This window comes from Clostridia bacterium, assembly GCA_035561135.1.
In the GTDB taxonomy this organism is placed as follows: domain Bacteria; phylum Acidobacteriota; class Terriglobia; order Terriglobales; family Acidobacteriaceae; genus DATMYA01.
In genome coordinates, this window is the sequence record DATMYA010000014.1 from 207,463 (window position 1) to 220,395 (window position 12,933).

General features: G+C 58.4%; 12 protein-coding genes. 9 read left to right on the top strand and 3 right to left on the bottom strand.

Annotation, left to right across the window (positions count from 1 at the left end; all coding sequences use genetic code 11):
- Nucleotides 1-302: 302 nt before the first annotated feature.
- The 6 genes from VN622_04700 (at nucleotide 303) to VN622_04725 (ending at nucleotide 5,776) form a co-directional block, all read left to right on the top strand.
- Nucleotides 303-1,631 (top strand): homocysteine synthase, encoded by a 1,329-nt coding sequence (locus VN622_04700; protein HWR35154.1) that lies wholly within the window; start codon nucleotides 303-305, stop codon nucleotides 1,629-1,631.
- Nucleotide 1,632: 1 nt separating this feature from the next.
- Nucleotides 1,633-2,748, top strand: a complete 1,116-nt coding sequence (locus VN622_04705; GenBank protein ID HWR35155.1) for a homoserine O-acetyltransferase — start codon at nucleotides 1,633-1,635, stop codon at nucleotides 2,746-2,748.
- Nucleotides 2,732-3,535: a 3-oxoacyl-ACP reductase family protein gene (locus VN622_04710; GenBank protein ID HWR35156.1), complete on the top strand. Its 804-nt coding sequence runs from the start codon at nucleotides 2,732-2,734 to the stop codon at nucleotides 3,533-3,535. Before VN622_04705 ends, VN622_04710 begins: the two co-directional genes overlap by 17 nt.
- A gap of 116 nt (nucleotides 3,536-3,651) precedes the next feature.
- Nucleotides 3,652-4,182, top strand: coding sequence for a thioredoxin family protein (locus VN622_04715; protein ID HWR35157.1), 531 nt, complete (start codon nucleotides 3,652-3,654; stop codon nucleotides 4,180-4,182).
- Nucleotides 4,183-4,272: 90 nt separating this feature from the next.
- Nucleotides 4,273-5,256, top strand: coding sequence for a D-2-hydroxyacid dehydrogenase (locus tag VN622_04720; GenBank protein ID HWR35158.1), 984 nt, complete (start codon nucleotides 4,273-4,275; stop codon nucleotides 5,254-5,256).
- 136 nt (nucleotides 5,257-5,392) lie between these two features.
- Entirely contained in the window at nucleotides 5,393-5,776 is a 384-nt protein-coding gene (locus VN622_04725; GenBank protein ID HWR35159.1) for an FKBP-type peptidyl-prolyl cis-trans isomerase, read from the top strand.
- A 74-nt stretch (nucleotides 5,777-5,850) separates the two neighbouring features.
- On the opposite strand, the gene gpmI is transcribed toward VN622_04725, so the two are convergent.
- Together gpmI and eno are read right to left on the bottom strand one after the other, a co-directional pair.
- Nucleotides 5,851-7,467 (bottom strand): 2,3-bisphosphoglycerate-independent phosphoglycerate mutase, encoded by a 1,617-nt coding sequence (gene gpmI / locus VN622_04730; protein ID HWR35160.1) that lies wholly within the window; start codon nucleotides 7,465-7,467, stop codon nucleotides 5,851-5,853.
- Nucleotides 7,468-7,605: 138 nt separating this feature from the next.
- Nucleotides 7,606-8,916 (bottom strand): phosphopyruvate hydratase, encoded by a 1,311-nt coding sequence (gene eno / locus VN622_04735; GenBank protein ID HWR35161.1) that lies wholly within the window; start codon nucleotides 8,914-8,916, stop codon nucleotides 7,606-7,608.
- Nucleotides 8,917-9,456: 540 nt separating this feature from the next.
- Between eno and VN622_04740 the strand changes: the two genes are divergently transcribed.
- The 3 genes from VN622_04740 (at nucleotide 9,457) to VN622_04750 (ending at nucleotide 11,337) form a co-directional block, all read left to right on the top strand.
- Nucleotides 9,457-10,365, top strand: a complete 909-nt coding sequence (locus tag VN622_04740) for a phosphoribosylaminoimidazolesuccinocarboxamide synthase (GenBank protein HWR35162.1) — start codon at nucleotides 9,457-9,459, stop codon at nucleotides 10,363-10,365.
- A gap of 16 nt (nucleotides 10,366-10,381) precedes the next feature.
- Nucleotides 10,382-10,930, top strand: a complete 549-nt coding sequence (locus VN622_04745; GenBank protein HWR35163.1) for a CvpA family protein — start codon at nucleotides 10,382-10,384, stop codon at nucleotides 10,928-10,930.
- A 116-nt stretch (nucleotides 10,931-11,046) separates the two neighbouring features.
- Nucleotides 11,047-11,337 carry a helix-turn-helix domain-containing protein gene (locus VN622_04750; protein ID HWR35164.1) on the top strand — a complete coding sequence of 97 codons (291 nt, stop codon included), beginning with the start codon at nucleotides 11,047-11,049 and terminating at the stop codon, nucleotides 11,335-11,337.
- A 197-nt stretch (nucleotides 11,338-11,534) separates the two neighbouring features.
- Here VN622_04750 and VN622_04755 read toward each other — a convergent pair whose 3' ends face one another.
- Entirely contained in the window at nucleotides 11,535-12,878 is a 1,344-nt protein-coding gene (locus VN622_04755; GenBank protein ID HWR35165.1) for a hypothetical protein, read from the bottom strand.
- Nucleotides 12,879-12,933 lie beyond the last annotated feature (55 nt).

A 12,933-nucleotide genomic window follows, 5' to 3' on the forward strand; every position in this document is an offset into this window, starting at 1 on the left:
TCTTCACGCGACACTCTTGTCCGCTTCGTGTTCGTTCCATGCCGCTCAATCGCCGTTTCTCTCCATTCAGCGCAGCGATGGTTGACGACTGCCCTGGCATTTTGTATTCTGCATAACGATGTTGACCGCGACCACCAACGCCACCATGGCCATGTGCATGTACATGCTGCACAGCCGTGGGTGCTTGCGTCCGGTCGCCAGATGATTCGATAGTCGACAAATAACGCAAAGTTCAAACGACCCACGGCTTCAACCGTGGGTCGTTTTGTTTTGCGGCGAAGAATTCATAGGAGATGTATCCAATGTCCACCAACGCCAGCCCTTACCGCCTCGCCACGCTTGCCGTTCACGGCGGCCAGCAGCCCGACCCGACGACCAAGTCCTGCGCCGTCCCGATTTATCAGACAAGTTCCTATGTCTTTGATGACGCCGACCACGCAGCTCGACTTTTTGCGCTCCAGGAGTCCGGCAACATCTATACGCGGATCATGAATCCGACTACCGATGTCTTCGAGAAGCGCATTGCGGCCCTCGAAGCCGGCGTCGCTGCCCTGGCTGTTGCTTCCGGGTTAGCTGCCGAGACACTGGCGATCACGACTCTTGCCAACGCCGGTGACGAAATCGTCTCCACCACTTCGCTGTACGGCGGCACGTATAACCTGTTCCACTACACGCTGCCGAAACTCGGCATTCACGTGCGCTTCGCCGATGCTGCCGATTTCGATGCGATCCGTGCGGCGATCAATGATCGCACCAAGGCCATTTACACCGAGTCGCTCGGCAATCCCAAGCTCGACGTCGCAGATATCGAAGCGCTGGCCGCCATCGCACACGAATTCGGCTTGCCGCTCATTGTGGACAATACATGCGCTTCGCCAGCGCTCTGTCGGCCCATCGAGTGGGGTGCCGATATCGTCATCAACTCCGCGACTAAGTTCATCGGCGGACACGGCACCACGATTGGCGGCGTCATCGTTGACGCTGGACGCTTCGACTGGGCAGCCTCCGGGCGCTTCACCGCCTCATTCATCGAACCCGATCCCTCCTACCACGGAGTCACTTACACTGGCGTTTTCGGCAATCTCGCTTTCATCGTCAAGGCTCGCGTACAGGGCCTGCGCGATACCGGCGCGTGCCTCTCTCCCTTTAATTCTTTCCTGCTTCTCCAGGGCTCCGAGACGCTTCACCTGCGCATGGAGCGCCACTCGGAGAACGCGCTCGCTGTCACGAAGTTCCTCTCCGAGCATCCGTCCGTTGATTGGGTGAACTATCCCGGCCTGCCGTCCAGCGCGCACCACAAGCTGGCGAAGAAATATCTGCCAAAGGGCTCCGGCGCGCTCGTCACCTTCGGCATTCGCGGCGGATTCGAATCGGGCAAAAAGCTGATGAATTCGCTCAAGCTGTTTAGCCTCTTGGCGAATATCGGCGACGCTAAGTCACTTGTCATACATCCCGCTTCCACCACGCACCAGCAACTCACGGAAGATCAGCAGGGCGACACCGGTGTAACCCCTGAACTGATCCGCCTGTCCGTCGGCATAGAGGATATTCGAGACATCATCGGCGACCTCGACCAGGCGCTGTCCGTCGCAGTCCACGGCCACTCACGAGAATCGGCAGGAGCGCGCTGACATGGCGTCCATCGTTCATCATTTGACGCAAGGCAACGTTATTTTCGCCGAGCGAGAACCTTTCAAACTCGAGTGTGGTGGAGAACTCAGCCCCGTCACTATTCGGTATGCCATTTTCGGCGAGCCGAACGCTGTGGGCGATAATGTCGTGCTCGTCTGCCACGCTCTCTCCGGTTCCGCGCGCGTGGATCAGTGGTGGCCAGAACTGTTCGCGCCCGGCGGTGCCCTCGCCAATGAACGCTGGTGCGTTGTCTGCACCAACATTCTCGGCTCCTGTTACGGCTCGACTGGACCCGGCTTGGTCGATCCATCCACCGGCAGGCCCCACGGCGCAGACTTCCCGGTCGTCACCATCTCTGATACCGTCCGCGCGCAAGCACACGTGCTCACCGCGCTCGGCATCGATCACATTCGAGCTGTTATCGGTGCGTCCATCGGCGGTATGCAGGCGCTTGAGTGGGCCATACGCTATCCGGAGCGCGTGGACGACTGCGTCGCAATCGCTGCCGCGCCTCTTTCGCCGCTGGGGCTTGCGCTCAATCACGTGCAGCGCCTGGCGATCGAATCTGCGGTGGACGAGCGTTCCGGGCTGCGCCTCGCACGAGCGCTTGCCATGTGTACCTACAAATCAGCAGAGCTGTTCTCGGAGCGCTACGGCCGCAAGCCTAACCGCGCCGGAGACGAACCGTGGTCATCGCCCTCGGGACGCTTCGACGTTGCCGGATACCTCGATCACCAGGGGCGCATCTTCCAGGATCGGTTCGATGGCGCCAGCTATGCCGCCATCACTCGCGCCATGGACCTCTGGGACCCCGAACACGAACACGGCCCCGCAGCGTACGAGCGCGTTGCTGCCCGTGTGTCACTCGTAGGCATCTCGTCCGACTGGCTCTTCCCTGCCGAAGATGTTCGCACGTTGGCTACCAAGCTACGCAACTCCGGTTGTGACTGCACTTACACGGAAATCCAATCCGCACATGGGCACGACGCATTCCTAGCCGAACCGCAGCACGTGAACACGCTGCTCAACGCAATTCTTCATGAACCAGCAGCAAGGCCCGGCACAGCATTCGCTGCCTTCGCCAGCCAGGAGGAACAGAATGGCACAACTCGTTGAACTCCCCCAGACCGCAACTTCCAACCCATTTCCTCGCACGCTGCTTAGCGATCGCGTCGCCATCGTCACCGGAGCCTCTCGGGGCATCGGACGCGCCGTAGCGCTGCGTCTGGCTGAATCCGGCGCTCGCGTGGTTGTCAACTATCTGCAACACGATGATGCCGCCGAGGAAGTCCTCTCCGGCCTTCGCGAACTTGGCGCGCTGGCTTTCGCCGTCAAGGGCGACGTGAGCGATGTAAAAGTTGCGCAATCATTGGTGGACCAGACCGTCGCCGAGTTCGGGCGTGTAGATGTCCTTGTTGCAAACGCTGGAATCTGGGAGGGAGCGCCCGTCGAGCAGATGAAGGAGGCGTTGTGGGACCGCGTGCTCGACGCCAACCTGAAAGGAACCTGGACCTGTTGTCGCGCCGTCGTGCCCGCAATGAAGCGCGTTGGCGGCGGATCGATCGTCATCGTTAGCTCTACGGCCGGTCAGCGCGGCGAAGCCGGTTTCTCCAACTATGCGGCCTCAAAAGGCGGACAGATCAGCTTCGCGAAATCGCTCGCAACGGAATTGGCGCCCATCATCCGCGTCAACTGCGTCGCGCCCGGCTGGGTAGACACCGATTTGAACACCGAGGTATTCAAGAACGGCAGCCGCGCCGATATCGCACGCGCCATCCCATTGCGTCGCATCGCCACCGCAGACGACGTCGCCAACCCAATCGTATTTCTCGCCTCTGATTGGGCTCGCCACATTAGCGGCGAAGTCCTCAACGTGAACGGCGCCGCCGTCCTCTGCGGATAACGAAGCTGATGGTTCGGGTTTGTTAGGGCCCTGCGCGCCGATCATCAACAATTGGCTCGAAAGGTGTGCAGCGCGTATGATGATTTGCTCTCTTCTAACTTCTTCCTGGAGCCGATATGAAGGCCCGAACCATCGCACTGTTTCTACTTGTATTCGGCTGCTCTGCCCTGTTCGCACAGGGCGCACCTGCCAATTCTTCAACAGATAACCAAGCGACGAACGCCGCTTCCAGCGCTATGTACGCACCTGTGCACGTGTACGATGCCGCGCGCGACGCCGCCAGCGATATCGACAGCGCCGTCAAGGAAGCTGCCCGAACAGGCAAGCGCGTTCTCGTAGAGGTCGGCGGACTTTGGTGTAGCTGGTGTAAATATATGGACAAGTTCTTCGACCAGAACACCAACGTGCGTCAATTGCGCGACGATAACTTCGTGTTGGTGAAAGTGAACTTCAGTCCCGAAAACGAAAACAAGACGGTACTTGCAAAGTACGGCAACGTACCAGGATACCCACACATATTCGTGCTCGATTCCGACGGCAAGCTGCTGCACTCGCAGGAAACGGCCAACCTTGAGGAGGGCCGCGGTTACAGCGCGAAGGCAGTCACGACATTTCTGAACAAATGGGCTCCCGCACGCGCATCGTAGTCCGAACGCATGACCGCTGTAGTTTATGGTGGCTAGAGTTCGAGATGCCTGCGGCACTGCTGTGGGCATCTGCGCGTTCCCATATCAACCATGAGACTGCTGATCGTCCTTCATCATCGCTTTGAGCTTTGGAATGCCCCCGACTGGGTTCCGACGCGATTGCGTCAAGACTTTTCCAACTTGGAAGTAGTTCACCTCAAGAACTACGACGAGATCGACCGCGAGATTGTGGACGCCGAAGTTGCGGTGCTTTGGTCCCTCCGCCCTGAGCAGTTGCGTGCCGCCAAACGGTTGCGTTGGATTCACTCTCCCGCGGCTGCCGTGCATGCGCTGATGATCCCAGAAGTCATTGCCAGCGACATCGTTGTGACCAATGCCAGTGAAGTGCACGGGCACGTTGTCGCCGAGCACGCCGTGGCGATGGTGTTCGCACTCAGCAAACGACTCCATCGCACCATGCACTACCAGCACGCGCGAACTTGGGGCCAGAATCAGCTATGGGATGAGCGTCCACGGCCTAGAGAACTTCGTGGGGCAACGCTCGGCGTAATTGGCCTCGGCGCGATCGGCCGCGAAGTCGCGCGTATGGCAAACGCGATCGGCATGAACACCCTCGCCGTACGGGAACATCCCGAGCGCGGCAGCGCGCCCGCGCTCCAAGTCGTCGGCTTCGAGAGCATCGACGAGGTTTTGGGACGTTCCGACTTCGTTGTCCTCGCCGCGCCCCTCACGCCGAAGACGCGGGCTTGCATCAACGCCGATAGACTGCGGGCCATGAGGCCAGAGGCCTACTTCGTCAACGTCTCCCGCGGTGCTCTGGTGGATGAACCAGCGCTCATCGACGCCCTGCGCAACAGCCGCATAGCCGGAGCCGCGCTGGACGTCTTCGCCAACGAGCCACTCTCAGGCGACTCTGAGTTGTGGAGTTTGCCGAATCTGATCATCACGCCGCACTCGGCCGCCGCGACCGAGAACCTGTGGGAACGTCATTATCAACTGCTCGCCGAAAATCTGCGCCGTTACAAATCGGGAGAACCGCTGCTCGGCGTTGTGGACAAGCAGAAAGGCTATTAAGCAGCTTTATGGCGAGTGTCACTGGTCAGCTTCAGAATGCGCTGCGTGTTAGTGTTAGCATGATTCCAGGAGGGTTCGCGTGATCCGTATGTTGACGGGATTGGTTTCAATGTTCGCACTCGTCGCCGGGATGGCCATGGCACAATCCGGTAATGATAAACCGCCGGCAGTCGAAGGTACCCCGGTAAAGACCGCGTCGGGGCTGCAGTATTGGGACGTGAAGACAGGCACTGGCGCAACCGCCGTGGCTGGCATGAACGTGAAGGTGCACTACACAGGCTGGCTAGAGAATGGCACAAAGTTCGACAGCTCTGTGGACCGCAACGAGCCATTCGAGTTCCCTCTTGGCGGACACCGCGTCATCAAGGGCTGGGACGAGGGCGTGGCAGGCATGAAGGTTGGCGGAAAGCGCCGGCTGCGCATCCCGCCTGACCTGGGTTACGGCGCCAGAGGCGCTGGCGGCGTGATCCCGCCGAACGCCACGCTGCTTTTCGATGTCGAACTACTCGACGTGAAGTAGCTCGAACTCACTCAATGTGCATCACAAAAGCCCCGCGTGATCAGCGGGGCTTTCCATTTGCGGTTGCGTTTGCGCTACTTCGGCGAAAGCAGTATGCGGAGATCCTGTCCTGTCATTTCCTTGGGTTGCTGGACACCGAGAACGCCGAGGACCGTAGGCGCAATATCCTGAAGCGCACCATCGGTGCGTAAACGGAAATGATTGGCGTTTTCGCTGACAAGGATGAGCGGAACGGGATTGGTCGTGTGCGCAGTCTGCGGACCGCCAGTCGCCGGGTCAACCATCTGCTCGGCGTTGCCGTGATCTGCGGTGACGATCATCGCGCCGCCGCGCTGCTTGACTGCCGTGTAGATGCGACCGAGGCAGGCGTCGACCGTCTCAACCGCTTTGACCGTCGGTTCGATCAGGCCGCTGTGTCCGACCATATCGGCGTTCGCGAAGTTCACAACCATCACATCGAAAGTGCCATCTTCCACGGCTTTGACAACAGCATCAGCGACACCGCTGGCGTTCATCTCGGGCGTTAAGTCGTAGGTCGCGACCTTGGGAGACTGCACAAGCATGCGATCTTCGCCGGGAAACGCCGTCTCGATGCCGCCATTGAAGAAGTACGTGACGTGCGCGTACTTCTCTGTCTCAGCCACGCGCAGGTTGCGCATATTGAGCGAACTCATGACGTTCGCGAGAATGTTGCCCAGCGACTCAGGCGGAATCACGCATGGAAGCTTGAACTTGGAGTCGTACTGAGTCATGCAGATGTACGTCAAATTGCGCGGGCACTCACTGCGCGGGATGACCGCGTCGAGCGCTTCCCAGTCCGGCAGGTCGCGTCCGCCACTTGGAGTGATACCGCTCTCGCGCGCAAGGCAACGAGTGATCTGGCGAGCGCGGTCCGCACGGTAATTGAAATTGATGACCACATCTTCATCGCGGATAGTCGCGACAGGTTCGCCCTTGTTGTCCACACAGACGAACGGAAGGATGAACTCGTCGGTGATGCCCTTGTTGTAAAACTCTTTCATCGTCTGCACAGGATCGATGGACGTACCGCCCTGCGCCTTGCCGTGCACCATGGCATCAAAGGCGAGCCGCTCGCGATCCCACTTCTTGTCGCGATCCATGGCGTAATAGCGGCCACTGACGGTGGCGAGGCGTCCAACGCCCCCGAGTTCGCGCACTTTCTGCTGAAGCTGGTCAATGTAAGCCGCGCCGTTCGTCGGAAGAGTGTCGCGACCGTCCATGAACGCGTGAACAAAAGCGCGTTCTACGCCGTTCTGCTTCGCCATCTTGAGCAAGGCGTAGAGATGATTCTGGTGCGAGTGCACGCCGCCATCGGAAAGCAGTCCGCAGAAATGCAGCCTGCGCCCGCCCGCCTTCGCCTGCTTCATCGCAGCGAGCAAGACGGGATTCGAGAAGAGTTCGCCATTCTCGATCATCAGGTCGATCTTGGTGATGTCCATATAAACGATGCGGCCAGCACCCATATTCAGGTGCCCTACTTCGCTGTTGCCCATCTGCCCGGTTGGCAGGCCGACAAAGCGTCCGCTGGTGTGGACAAGCGTGTTCGGGAATGTGGTAAGCAGTTTGTCGTAGGTAGGCTTGTGCGCGAGCGAAATCGCGTTCGCGGGCGACGGCGGCGCATAGCCCCAGCCATCAAGGATGATGAGGATGAGCGGCTTCGGTCTAGTCATTCTTCGGATACCTTTTTCGATGCAGAGACGCGGAGGATGAACGCAGATGAAGGATGTGGCTGAACATGATCGAGCCGGCGGACTAAGGCTTCGGAGCAGCGGTTGTGCTGCTCCAAAGCCGTGTCGATGCCGCGATTCTTACGCGCTCGCTTCTTCGCCGATTTCGCCGTTGTAGTTCAACGCGCCGAGGCCAAGGAAGTTTGCCGCCATGCCGAGTTCTTCTTCGATGCGGAGCAACTGGTTGTACTTGGCGATGCGGTCGGTGCGCGATGCAGAACCGGTCTTGATCTGTCCTGCGCCGGTGCCAACCGCCAGGTCTGCGATGAACGTGTCCTCGCTCTCGCCAGAGCGATGCGAAATAACGGCGGTGTAACCATTGCGCCGCGCGAGTTCGATCGCTTCCAGCGTTTCCGTTACGGTTCCGATCTGGTTGACCTTGATGAGAATGGAATTAGCGACGCCGTTCTCGATGCCGCGCGCGAGGCGTTCAGTATTCGTAACGAACAGGTCGTCGCCAACAAGCTGAATTTTGCCGCCCATTTCATCGGTCATCAGTTTCCAGCCATCCCAGTCATCTTCGGCAAGGCCGTCTTCGATGGAGACGATGGGATATTGGCGCGCCCAATCGGCCCAGAAGCGAACCATCTCTTCGCTGGACTTCGCCGACTTATCGGACTTCTTGAAGATGTATTTGCCGTCCTGGAAAAACTCGCTGGCAGCGGGATCGAGCGCGATGGCGATCTGTTCGCCCGGCGTGTAGCCAGCCTGCTGAATGGCCTCGAGGATTACCTCGATGGCTTCGACATTGGACTTGAGCGAAGGAGCAAAGCCGCCTTCATCGCCGACCGCGGTGTTGTAGCCGCGTTTCTTGAGCACGCCCTTCAAGGTATGGAAAGTCTCTGTGCCCCAGCGCAGCGCCTCCGAAAAGGAGTCTGCGCCGACGGGCATAACCATGAATTCCTGGAAGTCGACGTTGTTGTCGGCGTGCGCTCCACCGTTCAGGATGTTCATCATGGGAACCGGAAGCAGGTTGCCGTTGAGTCCGCCAAGGTACCGATAGAGCGGCATGTCGTACGAATTTGCAACCGCACGGGCACAAGCCATGCTGACGGCGAGAATCGCGTTTGCGCCCAGACGTCCCTTGTTCTCGGTGCCATCGAGGTCGATCATCTGCGCGTCAATCTCGAGTTGATTGCTGGCATCCATGCCGGTGAGGGCTGGAGCAATTTCGTCGATAACGTTCTGCACCGCCTTCGAAACACCCTTGCCGCCGAAGCGGGCGCTGTCCTGATCGCGGAGTTCGACGGCTTCATGTTCGCCGGTGGAAGCGCCGCTGGGAACGATCGCGCGCCCCTTGGCGCCGCTGAGCAGGGTGACTTCGGCTTCGACAGTGGGGTTACCGCGCGAATCGAGAACTTCGCGAGCGTGGATGATTTCGATTTCGTTCATGATTTGTCCTTTGAAAATGGCAAACGCGCCTGGATTCGAGGAGCAGCACACAGTGCTGGCAAACTGGTATGGGTAAAACGCTGATTATATCGAATCAGGGGCAGGTACGCAGTCTTTCGCAGGATGCTGAGACACATCTTTTTTCGATGCATACTCAACGCATATTCGATGTGCTGTGATCCGCATCGCGGTACAGGTCTTTGAACATCCACGTTGGACATCGAAGCTGTTCATAGGCAGACACTCGTGCTGCGAGAAAACCCAGAACGATGCGGAAGACAAAGTTGTAGACGTACTTGCGCAAGAGGTTAGTCCTATGATTGTCGAGTGAGCGCTTACGATCGCGACAAGCGCAAAACACCCGATACGAGCACAGGCGCCGAACTCCCCTATTGACGCGTATTTCGCGACATCATCAATTCTGTCAATAGAATTTCGTTTATGATAAGTTTCGATTTCGAAAATCAAATCTGTCGGTGTCGTTGACAAAATCTACAGGTCGAATAGAATACGCGACGTTCCTTTCGAACATCTTCTACCGTGAAAACACAAGCATCTGACGTACTACTCCAAACCGACTTTCCAGACCTGGAAATCCATGCCAGCGGAAAAGTGCGCGACATCTATCGCGTGGGCGAAGAACAACTGCTCTTCCTGGCGACGGACAGAATATCTGCGTTCGACTACGTGCTCGCTTCGGGAATTCCGAACAAAGGGCGTGTGCTCACGCAGCTCTCACTGTTTTGGTTCGACTTCCTCAAGGACGTTGTCGCGAACCATCTACTGACGGCGAACGTCGACGAGTATCCGGAGCCTCTACAGAAGTATCGTGACCAGATCAAAGGGCGCTCGATGCTGGTAGGCAAGGCGGACATGGTCTCGATTGAATGCGTGGTGCGCGGCTACCTGTCAGGCTCAGGCTGGAAGGAATACCAGCAGACTGGCGCTGTCTGCAGCATCAAACTGCCAACGGGACTGAAGGAATCTGACAAACTGCCGGAACCGATCTTCACGCCGGCAAGCAAAGCGGCGAGCGGGCACGACGAAAACATTGCTTTCGATGAAGTCGTCAAGCGGATCGGCCCTGAACTGAGCGAGCAATTACGCGACCTGAGTCTGAAGATTTACAAGAAAGCGTCAGAGTACGCGGCGCAGCGCGGCATCATTATCGCGGACACCAAGTTTGAGTTCGGACGCACGCCAAAAGGCATTGTGCTGGCGGATGAGGTGTTAACACCCGATTCATCACGTTTCTGGCCGGCAGACAAGTACAACCCCGGCAGCGCGCAGGCGTCGTACGACAAGCAGTACGTGCGCGACTACCTGGAACAGATTCATTGGAATAAGAAGCCGCCCGCACCGGGTCTCCCCGCCGAAGTGCAGGCGAACACAAGCGCAAAATACATGGAAGCGTACCGTCTGCTGACAGGGCGCGAACTGCCGCAGTAAGCGCGGAGGAACGCCGATGAGCGGATTGGACTGGCTGATTGTGGCGATTCTGTCGCTGTCGCTACTGTTGGCTGCGCTGCAAGGGTTTTTGTACGAATTGTTCTCGCTGGCGGGCGTGGTCATTGGGTACCTCCTCGCTGCATGGGAATACCGCCGTGTCGCACCCTGGTTCTTGCCGTACGTCAAGAGCGACTGGATTGCGCACTCGGTCGCGTTCCTGCTGATCTTTGTATTTATCACCTTGCTGGCAGGAATCGCTGGAAGGATCGCGCGTTCGCTGGCAAAAGAAGTCGGCTTGAGGTGGTTTGATCGCCTGCTGGGTGCGGCTTTTGGGCTATCACGCGGGGCATTGATCGTGACGGTGGTTGTGTTGGCACTGGCATCGTTCGGACCAGGGTCGAAGTGGCTGACCGCATCGCAGTTTGGGCCGTACTTCCTGGTGATTGGGCGTGCGGCAACGTGGGTCGCGCCCTATGAGCTCCGTGAGCGGTTCCGCAACGGTGTCACGGCAGTCCGCGACATGAGGTCGCAACGCGACAACGAACAGGCAAAGAGCCCTAAATAGGTGGAGCAACTCTTTTTGAATTGAATAGAGGCGGGACAGCACAGGTTTTTTCTCAAGAATTGGGAGCGGCGCAGCTTTGCCCGGCCCGTTCAGTAATCGTCGGAAAGTGAGGCATCGTGAAGGACCAGTTGGAAGCTCTGATCATGCAGATGTACCAAAGCGGGATCCTATACTCGGAAGCTGTGCGGGAATTCAAGAAGCGCTTCATCCTGACCGTGCTGGAAGAGAACAACGGAAATCAATGCAAGGCCGCACGGGAACTGGGAATGCACCGCAACACACTGAGTCGCACGATTGCAGAGCTGAATCTGGACGTACGCGCGTTGCGAAATGTTTCCAAGCGCCCACAGCGGCGCGGCCCGGCAACAGCGCCGGCACTCGCGTTGGAGAAGAAAGTCGCACGGTAGAGTTCTTTGCGCCAGCAGGACACGCGTGAGTGCCTGCCGAGATCGTGCAGGATAGTGAAAATCAAGGCAGCCCGCCTGGGCTGCCTTTCGTGTTGCCGTGAAGCACGGCGCTAGATTTGATTCGTGTGACTAAGCAAAAGCAAAAGCAGCCCGTTCCCGGGCTGCTTTTCGATTAGCTCAAGTTCATGCCTGTGCAATTAGCGCGATGCCGGACGCTTCCTGACAGGAGCGGGTGTTTTGCCTGCCGGCTTCTTGGTCGGGGTTGCACCAGCCTTGGCGAGCAGAGCGCCGTTGTTCATTCTAAGCAGGAAGGGCTCGGCATCATAGGCCGTCGAGGTTCCTTCGAACGTGATCTGTGCGCCAGGTTTCGGGATCAGCTTCGCTGGGATCGGACCAGCCATCGTCAACTCGATGTCCGCCTTATTCTCGGCGATATCGTCAGCGCTACCGGCCAGCATCAGCTTGGTCGGCGTGGCGCTGATGACCTGAGCGATCATCTGGATCGGCTTGCCCTTGAGGAAGTTCCACACCTGATCCGCTCCCTGTTGATTGCCGGAGGTCAGCACGAACTGCCATTCAGCGAATGACATCTGGTTCGCCGGAGTTTTCTGCAGCATCTGTGCGGCCTGTTCTGCGGGTGAAGGAGCCGGTGCGACGGTGAAACCCGGCGGAATCATGGGTGTTGTTTTTGCTGTTGCAACCAGTTCGTTGAAACCCTCGTCCGTCCCGTGATAGCGCGTGTAACGGCTCTTGGCGTAATTAGTTATTTGCGCCTGGGCGGCCGGAGGAGCCAGAGCGACGGCGCGAGCGATCCAGAACAGACCCTCGACGGCGGGCGGCTTGGGCTCAAGATAAGACAGCGCAAGCAGGTAAACGTCCGTAAAACTGTTAGGGGTCGCGGTGACGAGTTCCTTCAGGTTCTGCTGCGCCACGGGGTAATTCTTCATCTGTAGCGCATTGTGGCCGATGGAGCCGAGGAAGATGGTGTGGAAGCTTTCCTTCATCTTCGCCCAGTCGGCGTCCTGGTAGCCTTCAGGCTTGACGGCGGTCTGAAGCAGGTTCATGCCGGTTTCGGCATACTGCGCAGCCTGCGCAAGCGCCTGTTGAGCCTGCTGCTGATTCATCTGCCCGCTTGTGGCTTGCGTTCGCAGCAAGTAGCTCATCAGAGCGAGGCCGGTGAGGTTGTTAGGGTTGATCTGGAGCAGGCGCTGGCCTGTTTCCATGATCTTCTGCACGTTGCCGAGCTGCTGATAGGTCTTCATAAGCAGTTCGGCCGCGTCTTCCTTCATCACGCTGTTCGGGTACGTTTGCAGGAAGGATTCAAGCGAAGTCGCCTTAGCGCTTGGGTCTGCCGCCTGGACCGCCGCAACGTAGGCGTTGTACTCGGCGGGATCTTTGATTTCTTTCTTCTGAGCCGGCACAGAGGCCTGCTGCTGTCCAGCGGTCTGCTGGGGTACCCCTGCCTGCGCCGCCGGTGCCGCTTGTTGTGCGGCGGCTGCCGTCGCGAAAACAAGCAAGAACGTGACTATCGACTTCTTCATTCGATGGCTCCTTAGAACTGGGGAATCTGCGACAACGTACCCGGGCGCCAAATCC

Bases quoted from the DNA above. Each gene is read 5' to 3' on its own strand.
- VN622_04755 (HWR35165.1), bottom strand. From the start codon at position 12,878: ATGAAGAAGTCGATAGTCACGTTCTTGCTTGTTTTCGCGACGGCAGCC.
- VN622_04700 (HWR35154.1), top strand. From the start codon at position 303: ATGTCCACCAACGCCAGCCCTTACCGCCTCGCCACGCTTGCCGTTCAC.
- VN622_04715 (HWR35157.1), top strand. From the start codon at position 3,652: ATGAAGGCCCGAACCATCGCACTGTTTCTACTTGTATTCGGCTGCTCT.
- VN622_04725 (HWR35159.1), top strand. From the start codon at position 5,393: ATGGCACAATCCGGTAATGATAAACCGCCGGCAGTCGAAGGTACCCCG.
- VN622_04705 (HWR35155.1), top strand. From the start codon at position 1,633: ATGGCGTCCATCGTTCATCATTTGACGCAAGGCAACGTTATTTTCGCC.
- VN622_04720 (HWR35158.1), top strand. From the start codon at position 4,273: ATGAGACTGCTGATCGTCCTTCATCATCGCTTTGAGCTTTGGAATGCC.
- gpmI (HWR35160.1), bottom strand. From the start codon at position 7,467: ATGACTAGACCGAAGCCGCTCATCCTCATCATCCTTGATGGCTGGGGC.
- VN622_04745 (HWR35163.1), top strand. From the start codon at position 10,382: ATGAGCGGATTGGACTGGCTGATTGTGGCGATTCTGTCGCTGTCGCTA.
- VN622_04710 (HWR35156.1), top strand. From the start codon at position 2,732: ATGGCACAACTCGTTGAACTCCCCCAGACCGCAACTTCCAACCCATTT.
- eno (HWR35161.1), bottom strand. From the start codon at position 8,916: ATGAACGAAATCGAAATCATCCACGCTCGCGAAGTTCTCGATTCGCGC.